Source organism: Sorangium sp. So ce131 (assembly GCF_051519095.1).
Taxonomy (GTDB): Bacteria; Myxococcota_A; Polyangia; order Polyangiales; family Polyangiaceae; genus Sorangium.
On record NZ_CP150455.1, the window covers coordinates 2,260,682 to 2,280,910 of the forward strand.

Sequence of the window (20,229 nt, forward strand, 5' to 3'; positions counted from 1 at the left end):
CCCGACGACCGCGGTCGGCCGGAGCTGCGGCCCCGCGGCGCGGTCGAGGGGGCCTGGGCGTCGGGATACGCGATCTTGATGCCTGGACGGCACGCCCTGAGGGGTTCTTGACGCGGCGAGAGTTACCTTGCCGGTGTCACCTATCGACCGAACCACCGTCCGCAGCACCTTCAAGGCCGGGAGGTCTCGATCGAGCTGGAGCGGGAGACAGGGCTCGTCCCGATGGATGGGGTGTTGATCGAGCAGGTGCTCATCAACCTGCTCGAGAACGCCCTCAAGTACTCGCCGGCCGGCAGCCCGATCGCGATCTGGGGGTTCACCGAGGAGGACGTGGCGGTGCTCGAGATCCAGGATCGCGGTCCGGGCCTGTCGCCCGGCGACGAGGAGGCGGTCTTCCAGAAGTTTTACCGGGGGCGCGGCCAGGCGCGCCGGGGCGTGGGCCTCGGGCTCACGATCTGCCGCGGGATCGTGACCGCGCACGGCGGGAGGATCACGGCGGAGAATCGGCCTCAGGGGGGCGCGCTCTTCCGCGTGACGTTGCCCATCGAGGGCCGCGCGCCGGAGCTCGCCGGCCCGGAGCTGCCCCGGTCCGCGGGCGCTTGATAACGTGGCGTGACGATGTCGGAGCCGTGCCCCCTCGTGCTGCTGATCGAGGATGAGCCGCAGATGCGCCGGTTCCTGCGGGCGATGCTGGCGGCCCGCGGCTACCGGCTCGTCGAGGCGGAGACGGGCGGCGAGGGGATCGCGCAGGCGACGACGCGCAATCCGGATCTCGTGCTGCTCGATCTGGGGCTCCCTGACATGGATGGCCTGGAGGTGACCCGTCGGCTCCGGGAGTGGAGCGCCGTCCCGATCATCGTGCTGTCGGCGCGGGGTCAGGAGCAGGACAAGATCGACGCGCTCGACGGCGGCGCCGACGATTACCTGACGAAGCCGTTCAGCGCGGGCGAGCTCCTGGCGCGGCTGCGCGTGGCGCTGCGCCACGCGGCGCGCGCGGCGCGCGGGGCGAAGGCGGAGGGATCGAGCTTCAAGGTGCAGGACATCGAGGTCGATCTCGGGCGCCGGGTCGTGCAGCGGGCGGGCGAGGAGATCCACCTCACGCCGATCGAGTACAAGCTGCTGACGACGCTGATCCGGCACGCCGGCAAGGTGCTCACCCATCGCCAGCTGCTCGGCGAGGTGTGGGGCCCGGCGTACGCGGGGCAGACGCATTACCTGCGCGTTTACATGGCGCAGCTCCGGCACAAGCTGGAGCGCGACCCCGCGCGCCCGCAGATCCTGGTCACCGAGCCGGGCGTGGGCTACCGGCTGAAGGGCGCGTGAGGGGGCGAGCGGGTTTGGCGGGGACCGCGTCCGGTGCGGGGAGGGCAGCTGAGCTGCCCTGGGGCGACCGCGTCCGGTGCGGGGAGGGCAGCTGAGCTGCCCTGGGGCGACCGCGTCCGGTGCGGGGAGGGCAGCTGAGCTGCCCTGGGGCGACCGTGTCCGGTGCGGGGAGGGCAGCTGAGCTGCCCTGGGGCGACCGTGTCCGGTGCGGGGAGGGCAGCTGAGCTGCCCTGGGGCGACCGTGTCCGGTGCGGGGAGGGCAGCTGAGCTCTCCAGGCGGACCGTTCGCGGTGCGACCGGGGTAGCTGAGCTTTCCAGGCGGACCGTGTCCGGTGCCGTCGGGGTAGCTGAGCTGCTCCGCGGATGAAGCAGGAGCGCACCTTTCTCTCCGAGATGGACCAGCCGCGCTCCCGACTGGAATTCCGTTCGCGCGGCCGCACTGCGGACCGACGCTTTGCGCGGTCTCGCCGGCGGCGGGCGCGCTCCGGAGCACATGGCGGTCGCTGTGCGCCCTGAGCGCTCGACTGCGGCTCCTCGGGGGCGCGGCGAGCGCGCGCCGCGACAATTGGTCGCATTCCCAGGGGAGGGGGACGCCCGTACGTTGCGCGAGCTTTCGTGAGTGGAGGTGCTTGAGATGAAGACTGCGTTGCAGATGTCCCTGGCCGCTGCGGCCTCGCTGTCCGTGTTCACCGCGACCGCCGCGCACGCGCACGTCTCGGTGTCGGGTCCTGCCTTCGCCGGCGCGACCCACGAGGCCACCTTCGGCGTCGGCCACGGCTGCGACGGCGCGGACACCTACCGCGTGAAGGTCCAGATCCCGGCCGGGGTGACGTCGGTGCGGCCGCTGGACAGCACCTTCGGCAAGGCGGTGTTGGAGAAGAACGCGGAGGGCAACGTCACGGCCGTCGTCTGGACGAAGCCGCTCGCGGACGTGCTCCCCGCCGACACGAACTATTACAAGCTGGCGCTGCGGTTCAAGGTGCCGGACGCGCCGTTCACGACGCTCTATTTCCCGACCACCCAGACCTGCCGCAGCGAGGCAGGCGTCGAGACGACGGTCGCGTGGAGCGACACCTCCGGCGAGCACGGCAGCCACGACGCGGACGCCGGCACGCCGGCCACGAGCCCGGCGCCGTCGCTGTTCATCCTGCCGGCGCGCTCGCCCGGGTGGAACAAGTACACGGTGAACCAGCACGTCCACGACCTCAGCGTCTTCAACGACGCGCTCATCGTCTGGGCGGGGAAGGCGGCGTACAGCGCCAATCCGGCCACCCAGAGCCTGATCACGACGGAGCCGGACACGGAGGTGCTGTCGGAGATCCATCCCGGCACCGAGATCTGGGTCAAGTACTGAGCCGGGGAGGCCGTGACGATGCGCCGCTTTCTCCTCTTGATGGTCGCCTGCGCGTTGTGCGCGTGCTCCGAGGAACTGCGCCCGGTCCCGCAAGATCCCGGCCCGGGAAGCGACGCGGGCGATGGCGCGGGACCGCGTCCGGACGCGGGACCGCCGGACGACGCGGGGCCGCAGGTGGATGCAGGGCCGGACGCGGAGCCGCCGGGCTCGCTGCTCGAACGCCCGGGCGAGCTGCCGCGGCCTCCCGCCGGCAGGCTGCCGGACGATCTGAAGCCGCCGGTCCGGTAAGCCTCAAGTCTCCGTCAGGCGTGCGGGCGAGCGCCGCGCAGAGGTCAGGGCAGTCCACCAGCAGGCGCCCAGGGCCTTCGCTGCTCGGGCGTCCTCGCCGGCGAGGTGCTTCTGGTTGCAGGTGGCGTTGTCGTTCCTCACGGCGAGCTCGCGCCACGTCGATCACCGTTTCCGAGCCTGTCCGGACGGAAAACTACGTCGAGCCCACTTGTGCTATCAGGGGTGGCGCGGTAGCGTCCGGCGACGCTCATGAGGATCAGCCGCGTCGTCATTCAGCGCATGAAGGCGCTCGTCCAGCGCGATGACTCCTTCAGCCTTGACCCTGGAGGTGCCCCGGCGAGCAGCGTCTGCCTGCGCGGTCTGAACGGGAGCGGCAAGACAACCTACCTCGAGGCCATTGCCTCGCTTTGGCGCCTCTTTCGCCGCTGGTCGCAGCGGGGCACGCACGTGCGTCTCGCGAGCAACGATCCGCTGCTGTCTGCGGATCTCGCCGCCCTTCATGTCGTCGGCCTGCCCGGCCCGGCCGGCGAGCTCTGGCTTGTCTATGGTCAACGCGAGCTCTGGGAAGCGGTGCCGAACCGGGGGAACAGCGCCGTGGTGGGCGTGCTCGCGACGGGGAACAAAGGCAACCTCAAGAATCTACACAATCGGGCCTCGCCCATCTACCAGTTCTGGGACGAGCACGCGACGAAGCTGGAGCAGCCGGCGACGCGCAACGGCGTTGAGCCTCTGCCGAACATGGTCTCGATCGGCGCCGAAGATCGCTTCATCCAACCTTTGCGCCGTGATGACCTGTTCGAGCTCGCGCCCGAGGCGTCGTTTCGATTCCTTGCCCGTTATGAGCCGTCGGAGAAAAAACCAGGGCACGTCGAGAACTCGATGGCAGCGTTGCTCGCCATCGATCCCGAGCGATTTCGGGCGATCGCCGACGACCTGAGCCGCGTCCTTCCTCAACTCAGGCTGCTTGGACGGGCCGATCCCAAGACGCGAAGGCCGCTGGTCCGGTTACAGAGCGGGGTCGAGGTGACCCTTGAGCAGCTGTCGGCGGGGGAGAGGGCGGCCGTCATCGCCTTGTTCACCGTGGCGCGCTGGCTGACCCAGGGAGGGGTCGTGATGATCGACGAGCCGGAGCTTCACCAGCACATCTCGCTGATGCGCACCAATCTGGCCGTGATCGAGCGCTTCGCGGTGCAGAACATGGAAGGACAGCTCATCGTCGCCTCCCACGCGCCGGAGGTGTGGGACCACTTCCGCGTCGGTAGGCGCATGATCGACCTTGATCTGCCGAGCGAGGATGCAGCTCGATGAGCTCCAGAGACGTCGACCGGGATATACAGAGGATTCGGGAGGCTCACTGGGACAGGATCCTCGAGTTGTCGATCAAGGCTAGGAAGAGGCTGCTCCTCGTGGAAGGGGACGACGACAAGTCGGTGATAGAGCAGCTGCTCGAATCGGTCGACCAGCTCTGGGTGAGCAGGGTCTATGTTGGGGTCGCCGGCGACCGTGACAAGGTGCTGAGGAAGCTGGAGAAGAACCCGGACTGGTACGGGCTCGTGGATCGAGACGTCTGGGATGATGAGGACATCGCCAGGAAGAGGGCGGCCTTGCCCAACCTCGAGGTAACCGAGGGATGGTGCCTCGAGAACCACTTTTGTGACCCGGGCGCGCTGGAGAGCGCTCTTTCGCTCAGCGCTGGCGCCGTTCAAGCGGTGCTTGACGCGGAGCTCGATGGGTGGCTTGGCTACGGCGCCATCTGGTGGACGCTCCAACGGTTGCGCGAGGGTTTTTCCGCCGTGCTGCCGCCTTCTGACCTGGGTCATCCCCAGAAGGATCCGTGCCTCCCGTGGAGAGATGAAGGGGCGTTCCTGGAACGGCTCAGGCCCTACGGGGATCGCCTTCGGACCATGGATGTGGATAGGGTCGTCAGAGAGATTCGTGCTCGAAAAACCGCCCTTGACGCGCTCGCTGCTGGGGAGAGATTGGCGAAGGGGGTTCACGGCAAGCGGTTTTTTTTGCGAGGTGATCGCGCCTGCGCTCAGCGCGGCGAGCGCGCAGCGATCCGCGGAGGCGTGGCGCCTTCACGTGGCCCGCCACTGGAACGGCAGGTGGCCGGGCTACCTCGTGAGCTTCGCAAAGCGCTTGCTGTGAAGGCTCCCTCTGGCGCCGGTTGATCCCGGCGCGGTTCTCGAGTCCGATCGGCCCCTCGCGATGCGCCAGATCCTCCACATCGACATGGACGCCTTCTTCGCGTCGGTCGAGCAGCTCGACGATCCGTCGCTGCGCGGCCGCCCCGTCCTGGTCGGCGGCGCGTCGCGGCGCGGCGTGGTCGCGGCCGCCTCGTACGAGGCGCGGCCCTACGGCGCGCGCTCGGCGATGCCGATGCACGAGGCCCTCCGCCGCTGCCCGCAGGCGGTCGTCGTGCCGGTGCGGCACGCCCGCTACGCCGAGGTGAGCGCGAAGGTCTTCGCGGTCTTCCGCCGCTTCACGCCGCTCGTCGAGGGGCTGTCGCTCGACGAGGCCTTCCTCGACGTCACCGCGAGCCGCTCGCTCTTCGGCGACGGCGAGGTGATCGCGGCGCGCATCAAGCGGGCGATCCGCGACGAGATCGGGCTCACGGCCTCGGCCGGCGTCGCGCCGTGCAAGTTCGCCGCGAAGATCGCGAGCGACCTCCGGAAGCCCGACGGCCTCGTGGTCGTCCCCGAGGACGTCGCCGCCTTCCTCGCGCCGCTGCCGCTCGAGCGCATGTGGGGCGTGGGCCCGCGCGCGGCCGAGCGCCTCCGCGGCGCCGGGCTCGACACCATCGGCGACCTCGCGCGCTGCCCGGCGCCGCGGCTGCACGAGCTGCTCGGCCCGGCCTGGGGCGAGCACGTCCGGCTGCTCGCGGCGGGGATCGACGAGCGCGAGGTCGTGCCGGGGCGCGCGGCGGAGTCGATCGGCGCGGAGGAGACCGTCGAGCAGGACCTCCGGGGCAGGGAGCCGATCGAGCGCTGGCTGCTCGAGCTGTCGGCCCGCGTCGCGCGGCGGCTGCTCAAGGCGGGTCTGTCGTGCCGCGCGGTGACGGTCAAGCTCAAGTACTCGGACTTCACGCTGCGGACGCGCCAGACGAAGCTCGCCGAGCCGGTGGGAGACACCGATTCCATTTACGAGTGCGCGAAAGGGCTGCTGCCGCGGTTCGACCTGTCGCGGCCCGTGCGGCTCGTGGGCGTCGCCGCGAGCGACCTCACCGACCAGACCGCCGGGCCGACGCTGAGCCTGTTCCCGGTCGCGTCGGAGCGGCGCCGCCGGCTGGAGGGCGTCGTGGCCGAGGTCGCGGAGCGCTTCGGGGGAAAAGGGCTCACGCGCGCGGCGCTGCTGGAGCCGCCGCCGTCGAGCCGCCGCGAGGCGGCCGCGGAGGGGCGCGGGGGCGCGCGCGAGAAGGGCCGGCGGCGCGAGGGCACATGAGGCGCACGCCGAGCGGCGCTACGGCTTCGGCATAAGCGGGTGACACGCCGCAGCGTGTCCGTCTGGAGCAACGTGCTCTACCGTCGCGTGTTGATCTGGGGCGAAATGCGACAGGCGCCCTCCGCGCAGCGGCGCAAAGGGCGCTGGGCTGCGCGCGCTGCGCGCGGGTCGCCGCGGAGAGCGGGCGGCACGGCGTGTGCTCTCTCGATGGAGCGGAGCGGAGAGACACGGTACGTGAAGACGGGCCCAGAGGGGCTCTCGGACAGCGACGGAGACGGCGCGCGCCGGCCCGCAGCGCGGGCGGCGTGCAGCTTCCGCGAAGGTGACCGCCATGCAAAACGCCCAGGTTGATTCTGTGATGACGAATTTCGACGAGCGCCGCGCGGCGGAGCTCGATGGGATGCCCCCGGGCGTGCCGCCGAAGACCTCCATCTTGACGAAGGCGGCCGCAGGCGCCCTCGCTGGGGCCGCGGCGGGCGCGGCGGTGGGCGCGATCGCCGGCCCGCCCGGGGCCGTCGCGGGCACGGTCATCGGCTCGCTCGTGGGGACCGTCGCGGAGGTGATCGTCGCGCGGGAGCAGCGCGAGGCCGCGCAGCGGGACGCGGTCCTGGACGAGGAGATCGGCGTCATCGGCGGGCACCTCGGCGAGGCATCGTCCGAACAGCCGCCCACGCAGCGCGGGGCCTTCTCGGCGGCCGCGGTCGGCGGCGCCGACGGCTGGCTTGACCCGGCCGAAGGCCCGCTGCAGAACGTCGAGCAGCGCTGAGCGTGACGCGGGCGCTGCTTGCGTCGTCATGGCGCGACGGTATCCAGGCCAGGGCGCGTGGTCCACGGGCGGCGCGCTCCGCTCGCTGGCTTGACGCTCTGGACGTGTTCCGTTTACCTCTCCTGCCCCGGCGACGGGGAGGCGCGCACATCCCGCTGTCGCCGCCCGCCTGCACCCAACACGACGATGCAGCCACGGCATGATCCGGACCGTCCATACCACCCGCTACGTCACCCCGCTCCGTGAGGGCGGCTCGCTGCCGGCGATCGTCGAGGCGGACGACGACGGCCTCTATGTGGTGAAGTTCCGCGGCGCCGGCCAGGGGCCGAAGGCGCTGATCGCGGAGCTCGTCGCGGGGGAGATCGGGCGCGCGCTCGGGCTGCCGGTGCCGGAGATCGTGTTCATCGAGCTCGATCCGGAGTTCGGGCGGGCCGAGCCGGACCCCGAGCTCTCCGCCCTCCTCTCGGCGAGCGCCGGCCTGAACCTCGCGCTCGACTACCTGCCCGGCTCGCTCGCGTTCCAGCCGCTCGCCGCCGCGTCGCTCGACCCGGGGCTGGCGGCGGCCGTGGTGTGGTTCGACGCGTTCGTCAGCAACGTGGACCGGACGCCCAAGAACCCGAACCTGCTCTTCTGGCACCGCCGCCTCTGGCTGATCGATCACGGCGCGGCGCTCTACGTCCACCACGCCTGGACCGACACGACGGATCCGCTCGCCGACGCGGCCGATCGCTTCCCGCTCATCAAGAGCCACGTGCTGCTCCCGTTCGCCGGCGACATCGCCGCGGCCGACGCCGCGCTGAGCGCCCGGCTCACGCCCGAGCGCATCGCGGAGATCGTGGCCGCGATCCCCGACGGGTGGCTCCTGGATCAGGAGCCGGCCGGCCGGCTCGGCGCGGAGCGGCGCTCGGCGTTCTCGTCGGGCCCGGCCGAGGAGCGGGAGGCGCCGCCCGCGGCGACGGTGGAGGCGCGGCGCGCGGCCTATGTCGCGTACCTGACGCGCCGGCTCGTGCCCCCGCGGGGCTTCGTCGAGGAGGCGCTCGATGCGCGCGCCCGGCGTTAGCCCTCCCCGCGCGCGGGATGACGGCGGCGGCGACGGCGGCGCCGGCGGCGACGGCGGCGCCCCGCAGCGCGCCGGCGACCCGTTCGATTACGCGCTGCTGCGCGTGGTGCCGCGCGTGGAGCGCGGCGAGCGCGTCAATGTCGGGGTGGTCCTCTTCTGTCGCGCCCGGGGCTTCCTCGACGCGCGCCTCGAGCCGGACGAGCGGCGCCTGCTCGCGCTCTCGCCCGGCCTCGACCTCGAGGCGGTCCGCGGCCACCTCGACTTCGTCCGCCGCGTCTGCGCCGGCGACCGGAGCTGCGGGTTCGTCGCGGAGCTCCCGCAGGCCGAGCGCTTCGGCTGGCTGGTCTCGCCGTCGAGCACCATCGTCCAGCCGTCGCGCGTGCACGCCGGCCTCTGCGCCGACCCGGCCGCGGCGCTCGACCGGCTGCTCGCGACCCTGGTGCGGCTGGGATAGGCACGCTCATGGAAGCCAAGGAGGGATCGATGTCCGAATCCGAGCACACCGGCGGCTGCCTGTGCGGCGCCATCCGTTATCGCGCGCGCGGGGCGCCGGCGAGCACCAACATCTGTTATTGCACCCAGTGCCAGCGCCAGACGGGCGCGGCGGTGCCCGCGTTCGCGACGTACCCGGAGGAGCGGTTCACGCTGCTCTCGGGGCAGCCCGTCACGTACCGATCGTCGCAGCGCGCGGTCCGGCAGTTCTGCGGCGTGTGCGGGTCGGCGCTGTTCTGGCGGCAGGACGGCGCGCCGACGATCGACATCTTCCTCGGCACGATGGACCGGCCCGCGGACCTGCCGCCGCCGACGTTCCAGCAATGGACCGTGCACCGCGCGCCGTGGCTGCTCGACCTGCCGGCCATCCCCTCGCACCGCGAGGAGAGGTCGGCGAGCGGGGGCTGAGCCGCCGGCGCGCGGCGTTCCCGGCGCGGCGCAGGGGTCGGCCCCGGCGCCGCGCTCGGCGGGAGGCCCCGCTTCAGTCCCTGACGAGCGGCCCGATGCGGTCGGCGAACGGCCACCCGAGGAACTCATCGTTGTGGATCTGCCAGTCGAACGCCCCGCGGAGCTTCGGGTGCTCGCTCTCGAGCTGGTTCCACGTGGGGATCGCCTCGTCGATCGACATGTAGTTGGCCGCGTCCCAGATCCCGAACCCGACGACGACGTGCGTCGGACCGAGCAGCGAGACCCAGTCAGCCACGTTGTCCGCGATGTACCACTGCTGATCCAGGTCGGGCCCGTCGTAGTACTGCGGGGCCGCGTAGTCCATGGCGCCCGCGTCCACCATGGCCTTGCAGAACGTCTTGTCGCGGTTGTTCCAGGGCGCCGGAGGCGCGGTGATGATGAAGCCGGGGAAGCGACGCTTCAGCTCCAGGCTGATCCAGATCATCTCGTCGGTGTCGGGATCCTGATCGGCCTCGAAGGTGTTCCAGTCGAGGCCGTCGAACCCGCCCAGGCTGTTGTAGATGCCGACCACGCTGTCGACGAACGTCTGCGATTTTTCGCGGTTCGGGAAGCTCATGCCATTGCCCGCGCCGCCGACGCTGAGGATGATCCTGCGACCCTGGACCGTGCGCGCGTACTGGATGTCTGCGTTGAGGTTCGTCGCCGCGCCCCTGTCGTCGCCCGGCGGCTCCCAGGTGACGGCGCCCGTGGTGCCGGGCGCCCCTCCCACGGGCTTCGCGTGGAAGAGATAGATCAGGTTGTAGTTGCTGTTGATTTCCCGGATGCGGATGGGGTCCGGCGTCCAGTTGGGATAGTAGCCGGCGACGACCTTGTCGGGGAGCGGACCGATCGGACCGGGGTCGGGGGCGTCGCTGCAGGCGGTGTACGGCTCCCAGAAGTAGGTGCTGACCGTCGGGATGTAGCCAGGGTTGTCGTGCTCGGCGATGTAGGCCGACCCCTGGTAGTTCACGATGGCGCCCTCGTTGTACTGCTGCCCCTCTTGCCACTCCGGATAACCTGCGCACGCGGCAGATTCGTCGTGCCCCACATCGACCTCCTCCGGCGATGGGCCGGAGCCGAGGCACCCGAAGCCGCCCGTGGTGAGGGCGACGAGGAGGAGGGACAACCTGGAGGCGGTGGACTTGGGATTGAATAGCATGGTAAATGTTCCTTTGGGACGTAGCGAAGGATGAACGTCGACGGTTGCCTTGCGATGTCGCCCCGCTCCGATAACCCCTCAGCTCCTGCCCTTCCTCTCGTCGGGGACACGCTGCTGCGCGGTGATCAGCGCGCTGACGCGAGAGGGCAGAGGGGCATCCCGACGGTCGCCAGCAGACACGGGAGAAGCGCCTCGACCCGGAGCACACGTGATAACTCACCGCCCGGATCCGGGCAGCTCACACGGCTTCATGCCGCAATGGGGAGCAGCCCTTCAGATTATTTTTGATGTGGCGCCCTCGAGCCGGCCGCTTGTCCGCTTCGTGGTGATATTGCTGCGGAATCGTCGAGATTCGCCGAGGTGCGATAATTGCTGCGGTTATGAAACCGTCGCGGTGCCATGGCGGACCGCCTCAGCCGTCAGTGGTGTGGCGCCCACGAGATTGCGTACACCACACGTACATCGAGCCACATCGCCGGGTGTTACCGATCGTAGCGCGACGTCATCGAGGTGTTACCGATCGTAGCGCTGCGCCGCCGAGCGGGGCCACGCGCGCGCTCCCCCGGTGGTCGAACGGGGTAGTTTCTCGATTCCTCGTAGGGTATTTGAGTTTCCTTGGGGTGTCGCCTCGAAGCGGACCGGCTCTACCGTTTGCCACGATTTATCCATCCTTCGTACATAGGATTTGCCGTGAGCTGCCGTTCGGTCGAGAGGACATTGTGCTCGACGGAGCGCGCCTCGTGATCAGAGGGGCGCCGAGTGGGAATACAGTCAGAGGGCATTAACGTCGCGCGTCTTGCGCGCGGCGCGCTTTGTTACGGTCTCGCTGTCACGACCCGCGGCTCGCCCGGCCGCTTCCTTCCTTGCAGGAGAAACTTCATGCGCCTTACTAGGTACCTGAGCCTCTGCTCGGTCTCGATCGTGTGTTCCCTGGCCGCCTGCATCGGCATGCCCTCGGACGAGGATGAAATCTCGTCGCTCGATGGCGAGCTGAGCAGCGCTGACACGACGATGTCGGCGGAGCTCACGTTGCAGTCGCAGTGGTCGACCGGGTACTGCGCGAACGTGACCGTGACGAACACGGGCACGAGCCAGACCACCACCTGGGGACTGGTGATCGCGCTCAACGGCTCCACGCCGAGCAGCGTATGGAACGCGAGCACCACGCAGTCGGGCGGGCAGCTGACCGCCACCAATGTGACCCACAACGGCACGCTGAGCCCGAGGGCGTCGACGAGCTGGGGCTTCTGCGCGAACGGCACCGGGAGGCCTGCGCTCGTGTCGGTCAACGGCGGCGGGACCCCAACGTCGACCTCCGCGAGCTCCAGCAGCAGCGCTTCTAGCAGCTCCAGCAGCAGCACGTCGGCAAGCTCCGGCGGCGGGGGCTCGGGAGGAGCCGGCGGCGCTGGGGGTGCCGGCGGCTCTGGGGGCGCCGGCGGCTCTGGGGGCGCCGGCGGCTCTGGGGGCGCCGGCGGCTCCGGCGGCGGGGGCACCACGGGCCCCGGCTGGACCTGGACCGGAATCATCGGCACGGGGCAGAGCCTGTCGGTCGGCGCGGAGGGGAACCCGATCCGGGCGACCACCCAGCGCTACAACAACCTCAAGCTCTCGCTGGGCAGCGCGAGCGTGCCCCCCTTCAACCCGAACAGCAGCGCGCTCTCGATGGTGCCGCTGGTCGAGCCCATCCGCCCGCTCGCCACGGGCTACCCGAGCGCGTACCCGCGCAACATCTACGGCGAGACGCACCACACGGCCATGGGCGACCAGATCACGTCGCTCGTGCGGGCAGCGACGGGCGGCGATTACATCAGCGTGCACACGGTCGTCGGCGAGAGCGGACAGGCCATGTCGGTCATCCGGAAGGGCGCCACCGACACCGGCTCCACCGGCCGGGCCTACGCGGCGTCGCTGTTCGAGGCCGCCGCGATCGCGCGCCTCGCCGGCGCGTCGGGCAAGACGTACGGCGTCGGCGCGATCGTGATCACCCACGGTGAGTCCGACGCCGGCAGCGCGAGCTACAAGAACGACCTCATCCGGCTCTGGTCCGACTACAACGCCGATATCCCGCCGCTCACCGGCCAGACCCGGTCGATCCCGATGTTCGTTTCGCAGCATCACTCCTACCCGACCGGCTCGAACCAGCGGTCGGCCTCCACGCTCGCGCAGTGGCAGGTCGGCGTCGACCGCCCCGGCGACATCATCTGCTCCGGGCCGAAGTATCAGTATCCGTACGCGGCCGACAACATCCACATGACGGCGGCGGGGTACGAGCGGCTCGGCGAGAAGCTCGGGCAGATCTACCACGAGAAGGTCGTGCTGGGACGCGACTGGCAGCCGCTGCAGCCGACCCGCGTCGAGCGCAGCGGCCGCGTGATCACGGTGCGCTTCCACGTGCCCGTGCCGCCGCTCGCGTGGGACTCCACGCTCCCGGCGCCCCACCAGAGCGCGCTCACCGAGTGGTCGGCGGGGCGCGGCTTCGAGGTGCGCACGGCGAGCTCCCGGATCCGGATCAGCTCCGTCGAGATCTCCGGCGACTCGGTGCGCATCACCGTCGCCAGCGATCTCCCCTCGTCGGGCGTCTTCGTCGGGTACGCCATGACCAGCGACGGCACGGCGTTCTCCGGGCGGACGTGGCGCTCGGGGCAGCTGCGCGACTCCGATCCCTTCGTCGGCTCGATGACGGGCGTCGCGCAGCCGAACTACGCGGTGGCGTTCGAGCTGCCGGTGCCCTGAGCCTCGCCGGCGCAGCGCGGCCATCCAGATCCCCGATCCTCGCCGCCGAGCGCGATAACATCCAGCGCGCCGGCTAACCCGCGCTCCACCGCATGTGCTCTGGACGCTGGCATGAGCTCGTGTAGCATCGCGAGCATGCGTGGAAGCTACGTGCCGATCGCGGTTCTCGCCTGTGCCCTGGCCGCCTGTTCGGAGTCGCCGCCCGACGACAGCGCGGGCGGCGGGGGCACCGGTCCAGTCGGCAGCGGCGGCTCCGGCAGCACCGCAGAGACCAGCTCGAGCGCGGCGGCAGGCACGACCTCCAGCGCCGCCACGGGCGCAGGAGGCGCAGGAGGCGGCGGAGAACCCGACGGCGCGTGCGCGAGCGTCTCCGAGGTGCCGTCCGAGCTGGGGCTCGACCCTTTCTACAAGAAGTACGTCGACGCCGCGGGGATCCCCGTCATCAGCTCCGAGGAGACGCCGGACGCGGCGCTGCTGCGCGCGTGCTCGGTCGTCGTCCGCATGATCGGCCTGCGCGAGGACGTGCTTCAGGCGATGATCATGAACCACACGCGCGTCGCCGTGATGGCGGAGTCGGAGGTGACGACCGACATCCCCGAGCACAGCGACCTTTACGAGGCGTTCCCGGGAACGGACTGGGACACGCGGGCCCGCGGCCTCGGCGCGACCCCCGCCCGCCCGGCGAGCTCCTGCGCCGAGGAGAACGTCCTGTGTTATCCGAGCGATCCGTACCTGGGCGAGGACATCCTGGTGCACGAGTTCTCGCACGCCATCGCGATCATGGGCATCGCCTTCGTCGAGCCGACCTTCAATCGAGAGCTCGAGGACGTGTTCGAGGGCGCGCTCCAGGCTGGGAAGTGGGAGGACACCTACGCCGCGACGAACAGGGACGAATACTGGGCCGAGGGGGTCCAGGACTGGTTCGACACCAACCTCGAAGCGATCCCGACGAACGGGATCCACAACGAGATCAACACCCGCGCCGAGCTGCGCGAGTACGATCGCCCGCTCCACGATCTCATCGCCAGGTACTTCGCCGACGACGCCTGGCGCCCGAGCTGTCCCTGAGAAGCGGATGACCAGCTCCGGCGACGAGGGGCTCGGTCCGGCACCCCGCGGGCGGAGTGTTCAGGCGCTCTCTTCTATGCCCGAGGGCTGCTCGAGCCCCGGCGGCTCCTCCAGGCTGATGCGCCCCAGGCGCCCGGCCCGGAAGTCGTGGACCAGGATGTCCGACGCCTTGTGGAGGTCCACCGACCCGCCGCTGCGGAGGCAGCCGCGGCGGCGGCCGATCTCCTCGATCAGCGCGGCGGCCGTCTCCGGGAGCTCCTTCAGCTTGTAACGGGCGACGAGGAGCTCCGGATACCGCCGCAGGAAGAGCCCCGCCGCGAACAGGGCGACGCTCTGGTAATCGATGGCGGTGTCGGGGATCGCCCCGCCGACGGCCAGGCGGTACGAGGCCGCCTCGTCGTCGATCTTGGGCCAGAGGATCCCCGGGTTGTCGGAGATCGCCATGCCGCTCTTCAGGGTGACGAGCTGCTGGCTCTTCGTGACCGCGGGCTCGTCGCCGACCTTGGCCACCTTGCGCTCCATGAGCGTGTTGATGAGCGTCGACTTGCCGACGTTGGGAATCCCCACGATCATGGCCCGCACCACCTTGCCGGGGCCGTTCTTCGGGGGGACGAGGCGCTTGCAGAGCTCCGGGATCCGGCGCCGCGCCTCGGCCGACTGCGTCGCGGAGATCGCGATCGCCAGCACCTTGCCGCCGGGCGGCGCCTCACGCGACGCCTCACCGAGAGGCGCCGGGTGCTCCAGCTCGAGGTGGCGGAGCCACGCCTTCGTGACGGCCGGGTCGGCCAGGTCGCTCTTGTTCAGCACCTTGATGCACGGCTTCTGGCCGCGCAGCTCGGCCACGACCGGGTTCTCGCTGGCCCGCGGCATCCGGGCGTCGAGCACCTCGATGATGACGTCCTGCGACGGCATCGACTCGGCGATCGAGCGCCGAGCCTTGGTCATGTGGCCGGGATACCATTGAATCGACATCGGTCGCGTTGCTCTATCACGCAGGGCGGCTCAGGCGCACCCCTCCGGGCCACACGCCGCGCCCTCGGCGAGCGCCTCGCCGGGCTCGTCGGCCGCCTCGTCCCACGCCTGCTGGAGCACGCGGAGGAGCGGCTCCGCCGGTTGCGCGCCGGAGACGCCGTAGCGCCCGGCGAACACGAAGAACGGCACGCCCGTGACGCCGAGCGCGCGCGCCTCGGCCTCGTCGGCCCGCACCTCGCGCGTGTACACGTCGCCCGCGAGCGCGGCGCGCACCTCGGCCGGGTCGAGCCCTGCCTCGCCCGCGAGCCGCACGAGCACCTCCGGCTCGCCGATCGCCTCGCCCTCCGTCATGTAGGCCCGGAGCAGCCGCTCCTTCACCGCGCCCTGCACGCCGCGCTCGGCCGCGAGGTGCAGCACGCGATGGGCGTCGAAGGTGTTGCCGGGGCGGACCTTGTCGAAGCGGAGCGAGAGCCCGTCCGCCGCGCCGACGTCCGTCATGTTGCGGATCATGGCCTCGGCCTTGGCGAGGGGCGCGCCGTACTTCCGCGCGAGCCGCTCGGCGTAGGAGACGTCGGCGTCGAGGACGCGCTTCGCCGAGGGGTCGAGCTCGAACGCGCGCCAGACGACCTCGACCGAGTCGCGGTGCGGGAACCTGGCGAGCGCGGCCTCGAGCCGGCGCTTGCCGACGTAACACCACGGGCACGCGATGTCGGACCAGACATCGACACGGAGCTTCTTCATGACCGTCAAGGTAGGGCGCCGCGCCGCCGCGGGCCAGCGCCGCCGCGGGCCAGCGCCGCCCGGCGCCCTGCGCCGGGGAGCGCGTCAGGCGAGCTCCGCGACGACCGCGTGGTGGTCGGACGCGGCGCCCACGTCGACGACGTAGGCGAGCGCGAGCCGCTCGCGCAGCCGCGGCGAGAGCAGCACGTAGTCGGTCCGCGTCTCCACCGTCACGCCGCGGCCCCGCAGCGCGGTCGCCCAGCGCGAGGAGCGCGGCTTCACCCGCAGGGCGTCGGTCCAGCCGAACGCCTCGAGCGCGTCCATCGTGTCGAACCGCGGCGGGCTGTCGTACTTCGTGATGCCGGCCTCCGCGAGGCGCGCGTCGAGGTCGGCGGGGTAGGGGTCGCGCCGCGACAGCGCGTTGAGGTCGCCGACGAGCGCCCAGAGGCCCGAGGTGAACCGCGCGGGCGGCACGAGGGAGAGCAGCCAGCGGGCCTCGGCCAGCCGGCGGTCCTCGCTGCCGGCGTTGAGGTGCGTGCCGAGCACCACGAGCGGCTCGCCGGCGAGCGAGAGCTCGACCTCGACGAGGCAGTGGGCCAGCACCTCGGGCGCGTGCACGCGGACCTTCGCGAGCGGCGCCCGGCTGACCACGCCCACGTGGTTCCGCCGGCCGCTCGGCCGCAGGTTGGCGTGCCCGAGCACGGCGTGCTGCGGGCCGGCGGGCGCGCCGATCGCCTCGGCGACGGCCCGGAGCCGGGCGCCGTCCTCCCAGCCGACACACTCCTCCAGGACGAGCACGTCCGGACGCTCGGCCGCGGCGATCGCGAGGATCGCGTCGAAGCGATCTTCGCCGCCGAAGAGGATGTTGAAGGTCATGAGCTTCATGGTGAGATCGGGAGGAAGGTCGCCCTTCAGCTTACCCAAGTCCCATGATCCATGGCACGGCGCTGCGCGGAATTTTCGCGCGGCCGCGCGGACAGCGTGGTGGTACGAAGCTCGCCTGATCGTAAGCGTGGGCGCGCGTCGCGCCAAGGCGAGCAACGGAGGGAGCACACCGATGGATCCCGAGATGAGCACGACGCAGCGGGGCGTCCGGATGGCCGGACAGCGCGCCGCCTTCGCGCCCGGCGCCGGGCTGGCCCCCGCGGCGCTGGGGGCCTGCGAGGCCGGAGCCGGCGGCGCGGCGGCGGGGTCGTGATGGCCGGCGAGATCCTCGCGATCCGCGCCGACTCACCCCTTTATGCGGGCGCGTTGCGCCTCCGGCGCGAGGTCTTCGTGGACGAGCAGGCCGTGCCCGCGGACATCGAGGTCGACGAGCTCGACGCCGTGGCGGAGCACTTCGTCGTGCTGGACGGCGCCGAGGTGGTCGCGACGATGCGCCTCGTGCCGTACGGCGACGCGCTCAAGGTCGGCCGCGTCGCGGTCCGGAAGGCGCTCCGCGGCGCCGGCGTCGGCCGCCGGCTGATGGAGGAGGCGCTCCGCGTCGCCGCGGCGCGGGGCGCGCGCGCCCTGGTCCTGAGCTCTCAGCTCTCCGCGGCGCCGTTCTACCGGAAGCTCGGCTTCGTCGAGGAGGGCCCCATCTACGATGAGGCGGGAATTCCACACGTCAGGATGATCAGACCGATCCGCTGACCCGATCCTCTCCTCCGGCCGCGCGCGCGTCTTGACGCACGCGCGCTCGTGCTCGCAAGGTGCTCGCTGCGCGGCGGGTGAGGGGAGGAGCGCCCCGCCTGCCGCGCGCGAAAGGTGTGATGGATCGATGACCGCGACGGCTCACCGCATCCTCCTCGCCGGCGCCACGGGCGCGGTCGGCATCGAGCTCCTGCGTCTGCTCCGCGCGCAGGGCCGCTTCGTGCGCACCCTCTCGCGCACGCGGCAGAACGCCGCGCGCGTCTACGGCCTCGCGTCCGAGGTGGTCGTCGCCGACGCCGTGGAGCCCGGCGCCCTCGCCGGCGTGCTCGAGGGCATCACGACCGTGGTGTCCTGCCTCGGCGCCAGCGTCGCGCTGACGCTGCGCGAGCGCAGGAGTTATCACGACGTCGACGTGGTCGCGAACACGCACCTGCTGGAGGCCTCGAAGCGGGCCGGGGTGAAGCGCTTCGTCTACCTCTCGGCGCACCCCGGACCCGGGTATGCACACACCCGTTATCTCTCCGCCCACCTCGGCGTGGAGGAGCGCATTCGCGCCTCCGGCCTCGCGTTCTCGTTCGTGCGCCCGACGGGCGTCTACACGGCGCTGGGCGACCTCATCGCGATGGCGCGCGTCGGCCTCGGCGCGGTCGCGGGCGACGGCCTTGCGAGGACGAACCCGGTGCACCCCGTCGACGTCGCCGAGGCCCTCGCCGAGGTCATCGACGGCGGCCCCGCGGTGCTGCCTGTGGGCGGCCCCGACGTCATGACCCGCGACGACGTGGCGCGCCTCGCCTTCGAGGCCACGGGCAAGCAGGCGCGCCTCCTGCACGTCCCCCCGGGGGTATTCCGTGTCATGAGCGCGCTGCTCACGGGCATCCATCCTCGCCTGTCGGATCTGCTCGAGTTCGTCGCGGCCGTCATGACGTCCGATTCGGTCGCCCCCGCGCGCGGGACGCGCCCGCTGCGCGCGTGGTTCGCGGAGGTCGCCGGGGAGAGGCCCGGCCTGTTGCGGAGGGCGCGTTAGGCGCTGTTTGACGAACTGCTGCGCGGCCGCGCGACCTGCTCGCGCCGTCATCGCGCCCCCGCCGCGACGCGCGCGAACGCGTCGGGAAAGAGGCCCACCTCGGCCTCGCTGCGCGTCTCCAGCGTCTCGGGATCGAGCCGGAGCACCTTGCCCGGCCTCACGGTCTGGTCGCCCTCGCAGACGATGAAGAGCCCGTGCTCCTCGTCGAGCTCCGCGAGGTGAGGCCTGAAGCATTGCTCGCTGATGTTCCGGGAGACGGCCTCGCGGTTGTCCGCGGTCACGCTGATCCGCGCGATCGCGTCGGGCACCTGCGTCGGCACGTAAACCGCGCTCCCGTCAGGGGTCCATCCGGCGAAGTAGGGCGCGCCGATCGTGAGGATCGTCTTGGATTCATCGAACGTCTCCGACGCGACATCGAAGAAGCGCACGTCCCTGCTGTCCGTGTTGCTCACGGCGATGGTCTTCCCGTCGGGCGACATGACGGCGGCGTAGGGCCCGTAGGACGACGCGTGATCGCCGGACGACAGGGGCGGCCCGACGGGGACGAGCTTCACCTCGGCGTCCGGGTCCGTCAGGTCGACGATCGCGAGCGCATCCTCGCCATAACAGGCGACGTAGGCCCGGGCGCCGTCCGGCCGCGAGAGGGCGATCCCGTGCGCGGCTTTGCAGACCGGGATGAGCCTCGGCTCGGCCGAGCCAGAAGGCAAGACCGCGTCGGGATCCAGGACCGCGAGGGATGAGCGCGCCGCCTCGAGGTCCCCCGGGTTGTCGAGCGCGCGTTTGAGATCGAAATGAGAGACGACCACGCGCCTGCCGTCCTCCGAGATCACGACGTCGCCCGGGTTGGCCTTGACGCGCACCTGCCCGAGGATGCGCAGGTCGTCGAGCGCGAGCTTCTGGACATAGCCGGCCACAGCGCTCCCGCCGTGCACCGCGTGCGGGCCGGTCGCGCCGGCGACGGAGGGGTACGACAGCGCGATGTAGAGCGCGCCGCCCGCGGCGTCCACGGCCACGCGGCGAGGCCCGTCGATCGTCACGGGCTCGCGGCCCACGGGGCGGACGCCGAACCGCTCCCCGGTCTCGAGCGCGATGAGGGAGATCGTATCGGAGAGGCTGTCGGTCACCACGCCCATCCCGCCGTCCGGGATCACGATCTCCGGACGCCGGTTCGGATAGGCGTCGCCCTCGTAAGCACCGTAGCGGTATTCGGTGATGGGATCGGGGTCGCTGCAGCTCGCCACCGTCGCCGCCGCGAGCGCGCAACCCAGGAATCGTGCAATGACCATGGATGACCTCGAGACGAGCGCCGCCAGCCTGGGCACGCGCCGCATCCTAGCAGCCGCCCGCGCAGGATGGGGCTCGTCCTACCACAGATCAGACCACCCGTGCGCTCCGGGCGAGAGAAGAGAGATTTCAACGCAAAGGCGCAAAGGCGCAAAAATACAATGAAATTCTGGTTTGCGCCTTTGCGCCTTTGCGCCTTTGCGTTAAAATCTCTCGGGATCCCTGGTCAGGCTTGTGAGGCACGGAATTAGCTGGCCGTGAACCTGCTGCCAACGCTGCAGGAAGGCCAGCGCGCCATGGCGGGCCAAGCCGGTGGCGGGCGTGTGGAGCGCCGTGGGCACCGTCACGCCCACCGCCGCGGGCTGGAACCCCACCCTTCAAGTGGACACTCAGCCCGCGACCGACAAGGCGATACTCGTCCACATGAACGACCTCGGCATGCTCCACGTCACCGACGAGTAGGCAG

At 71.0% G+C, this 20,229-nt stretch carries 21 protein-coding genes; 16 read left to right on the forward strand and 5 right to left on the reverse strand.

All coding sequences use genetic code 11. The features are described from left to right. Nucleotides 1-222: 222 nt before the first annotated feature. The 10 genes from WMF43_RS08275 (at nucleotide 223) to WMF43_RS08320 (ending at nucleotide 9,132) form a co-directional block, all read left to right on the forward strand. The gene (locus WMF43_RS08275) at nucleotides 223-603 is read left to right on the forward strand and encodes a sensor histidine kinase (RefSeq protein WP_437678878.1); all 381 of its coding nucleotides are present in this window, start codon (nucleotides 223-225) and stop codon (nucleotides 601-603) included. A 15-nt stretch (nucleotides 604-618) separates the two neighbouring features. Then, complete coding sequence (locus WMF43_RS08280; RefSeq protein ID WP_437683971.1) at nucleotides 619-1,323, forward strand: response regulator; 705 nt, start codon at nucleotides 619-621, stop codon at nucleotides 1,321-1,323. A 634-nt stretch (nucleotides 1,324-1,957) separates the two neighbouring features. Next, nucleotides 1,958-2,677, forward strand: coding sequence for a YcnI family copper-binding membrane protein (locus tag WMF43_RS08285; protein WP_437678880.1), 720 nt, complete (start codon nucleotides 1,958-1,960; stop codon nucleotides 2,675-2,677). Nucleotides 2,678-3,214: 537 nt separating this feature from the next. Beyond that, nucleotides 3,215-4,273, forward strand: coding sequence for a hypothetical protein (locus WMF43_RS08290; RefSeq protein ID WP_437678882.1), 1,059 nt, complete (start codon nucleotides 3,215-3,217; stop codon nucleotides 4,271-4,273). After that, nucleotides 4,270-5,136: a hypothetical protein gene (locus WMF43_RS08295; RefSeq protein ID WP_437678883.1), complete on the forward strand. Its 867-nt coding sequence runs from the start codon at nucleotides 4,270-4,272 to the stop codon at nucleotides 5,134-5,136. Before WMF43_RS08290 ends, WMF43_RS08295 begins: the two co-directional genes overlap by 4 nt. Before the next feature lie 37 nt (nucleotides 5,137-5,173). Further along, a complete protein-coding gene (locus WMF43_RS08300; protein ID WP_437678885.1) occupies nucleotides 5,174-6,406 on the forward strand; it encodes a DNA polymerase IV in 1,233 nt (410 codons plus the stop codon). 358 nt (nucleotides 6,407-6,764) lie between these two features. Next, nucleotides 6,765-7,172, forward strand: coding sequence for a hypothetical protein (locus tag WMF43_RS08305; protein WP_437678886.1), 408 nt, complete (start codon nucleotides 6,765-6,767; stop codon nucleotides 7,170-7,172). A gap of 199 nt (nucleotides 7,173-7,371) precedes the next feature. Then, nucleotides 7,372-8,232: a HipA family kinase gene (locus WMF43_RS08310; protein ID WP_437678887.1), complete on the forward strand. Its 861-nt coding sequence runs from the start codon at nucleotides 7,372-7,374 to the stop codon at nucleotides 8,230-8,232. Further along, nucleotides 8,213-8,686 (forward strand): DUF3037 domain-containing protein, encoded by a 474-nt coding sequence (locus WMF43_RS08315; protein WP_437678889.1) that lies wholly within the window; start codon nucleotides 8,213-8,215, stop codon nucleotides 8,684-8,686. The genes WMF43_RS08310 and WMF43_RS08315 overlap by 20 nt, the downstream gene beginning before the upstream one ends. 29 nt (nucleotides 8,687-8,715) lie before the next feature. Beyond that, complete coding sequence (locus WMF43_RS08320) at nucleotides 8,716-9,132, forward strand: GFA family protein (RefSeq protein ID WP_437678891.1); 417 nt, start codon at nucleotides 8,716-8,718, stop codon at nucleotides 9,130-9,132. A gap of 73 nt (nucleotides 9,133-9,205) precedes the next feature. On the opposite strand, the gene WMF43_RS08325 is transcribed toward WMF43_RS08320, so the two are convergent. Next, complete coding sequence (locus WMF43_RS08325; protein WP_437678893.1) at nucleotides 9,206-10,330, reverse strand: glycosyl hydrolase family 18 protein; 1,125 nt, start codon at nucleotides 10,328-10,330, stop codon at nucleotides 9,206-9,208. Nucleotides 10,331-11,209: 879 nt separating this feature from the next. On the opposite strand from WMF43_RS08325, the gene WMF43_RS08330 reads away from it, so the two are divergent. Continuing rightward, nucleotides 11,210-13,063 (forward strand): cellulose binding domain-containing protein, encoded by a 1,854-nt coding sequence (locus tag WMF43_RS08330; RefSeq protein ID WP_437678895.1) that lies wholly within the window; start codon nucleotides 11,210-11,212, stop codon nucleotides 13,061-13,063. A 135-nt stretch (nucleotides 13,064-13,198) separates the two neighbouring features. Further along, nucleotides 13,199-14,131 (forward strand): hypothetical protein, encoded by a 933-nt coding sequence (locus WMF43_RS08335; RefSeq protein WP_437678897.1) that lies wholly within the window; start codon nucleotides 13,199-13,201, stop codon nucleotides 14,129-14,131. 60 nt (nucleotides 14,132-14,191) lie between these two features. On the opposite strand, the gene ylqF is transcribed toward WMF43_RS08335, so the two are convergent. The 3 genes from ylqF to WMF43_RS08350 all read right to left on the reverse strand — a co-directional run bounded on the left by ylqF (nucleotide 14,192) and on the right by WMF43_RS08350 (nucleotide 16,747). Continuing rightward, a complete protein-coding gene (ylqF, locus tag WMF43_RS08340) occupies nucleotides 14,192-15,103 on the reverse strand; it encodes a ribosome biogenesis GTPase YlqF (protein ID WP_437678898.1) in 912 nt (303 codons plus the stop codon). Between the two features lie 30 nt (nucleotides 15,104-15,133). Continuing rightward, entirely contained in the window at nucleotides 15,134-15,844 is a 711-nt protein-coding gene (locus WMF43_RS08345; protein WP_437678900.1) for a DsbA family oxidoreductase, read from the reverse strand. An 84-nt stretch (nucleotides 15,845-15,928) separates the two neighbouring features. Next, nucleotides 15,929-16,747 carry an endonuclease/exonuclease/phosphatase family protein gene (locus WMF43_RS08350; RefSeq protein ID WP_437678902.1) on the reverse strand — a complete coding sequence of 273 codons (819 nt, stop codon included), beginning with the start codon at nucleotides 16,745-16,747 and terminating at the stop codon, nucleotides 15,929-15,931. Between the two features lie 145 nt (nucleotides 16,748-16,892). Between WMF43_RS08350 and WMF43_RS08355 the strand changes: the two genes are divergently transcribed. From WMF43_RS08355 to WMF43_RS08365, 3 genes are all read left to right on the forward strand, one after another. Then, nucleotides 16,893-17,021 (forward strand): hypothetical protein, encoded by a 129-nt coding sequence (locus WMF43_RS08355; RefSeq protein ID WP_437678904.1) that lies wholly within the window; start codon nucleotides 16,893-16,895, stop codon nucleotides 17,019-17,021. Then, entirely contained in the window at nucleotides 17,021-17,455 is a 435-nt protein-coding gene (locus WMF43_RS08360) for a GNAT family N-acetyltransferase (RefSeq protein WP_437678906.1), read from the forward strand. Before WMF43_RS08355 ends, WMF43_RS08360 begins: the two co-directional genes overlap by 1 nt. Nucleotides 17,456-17,582: 127 nt before the next feature. Then, nucleotides 17,583-18,479 carry an SDR family oxidoreductase gene (locus WMF43_RS08365; protein WP_437678908.1) on the forward strand — a complete coding sequence of 299 codons (897 nt, stop codon included), beginning with the start codon at nucleotides 17,583-17,585 and terminating at the stop codon, nucleotides 18,477-18,479. A 47-nt stretch (nucleotides 18,480-18,526) separates the two neighbouring features. Here WMF43_RS08365 and WMF43_RS08370 read toward each other — a convergent pair whose 3' ends face one another. Further along, a complete protein-coding gene (locus WMF43_RS08370) occupies nucleotides 18,527-19,801 on the reverse strand; it encodes a YncE family protein (RefSeq protein ID WP_437678910.1) in 1,275 nt (424 codons plus the stop codon). Between the two features lie 295 nt (nucleotides 19,802-20,096). Between WMF43_RS08370 and WMF43_RS08375 the strand changes: the two genes are divergently transcribed. Continuing rightward, nucleotides 20,097-20,225: a hypothetical protein gene (locus tag WMF43_RS08375; RefSeq protein ID WP_437678912.1), complete on the forward strand. Its 129-nt coding sequence runs from the start codon at nucleotides 20,097-20,099 to the stop codon at nucleotides 20,223-20,225. The last annotated feature ends 4 nt before the right edge of the window (nucleotides 20,226-20,229 follow it).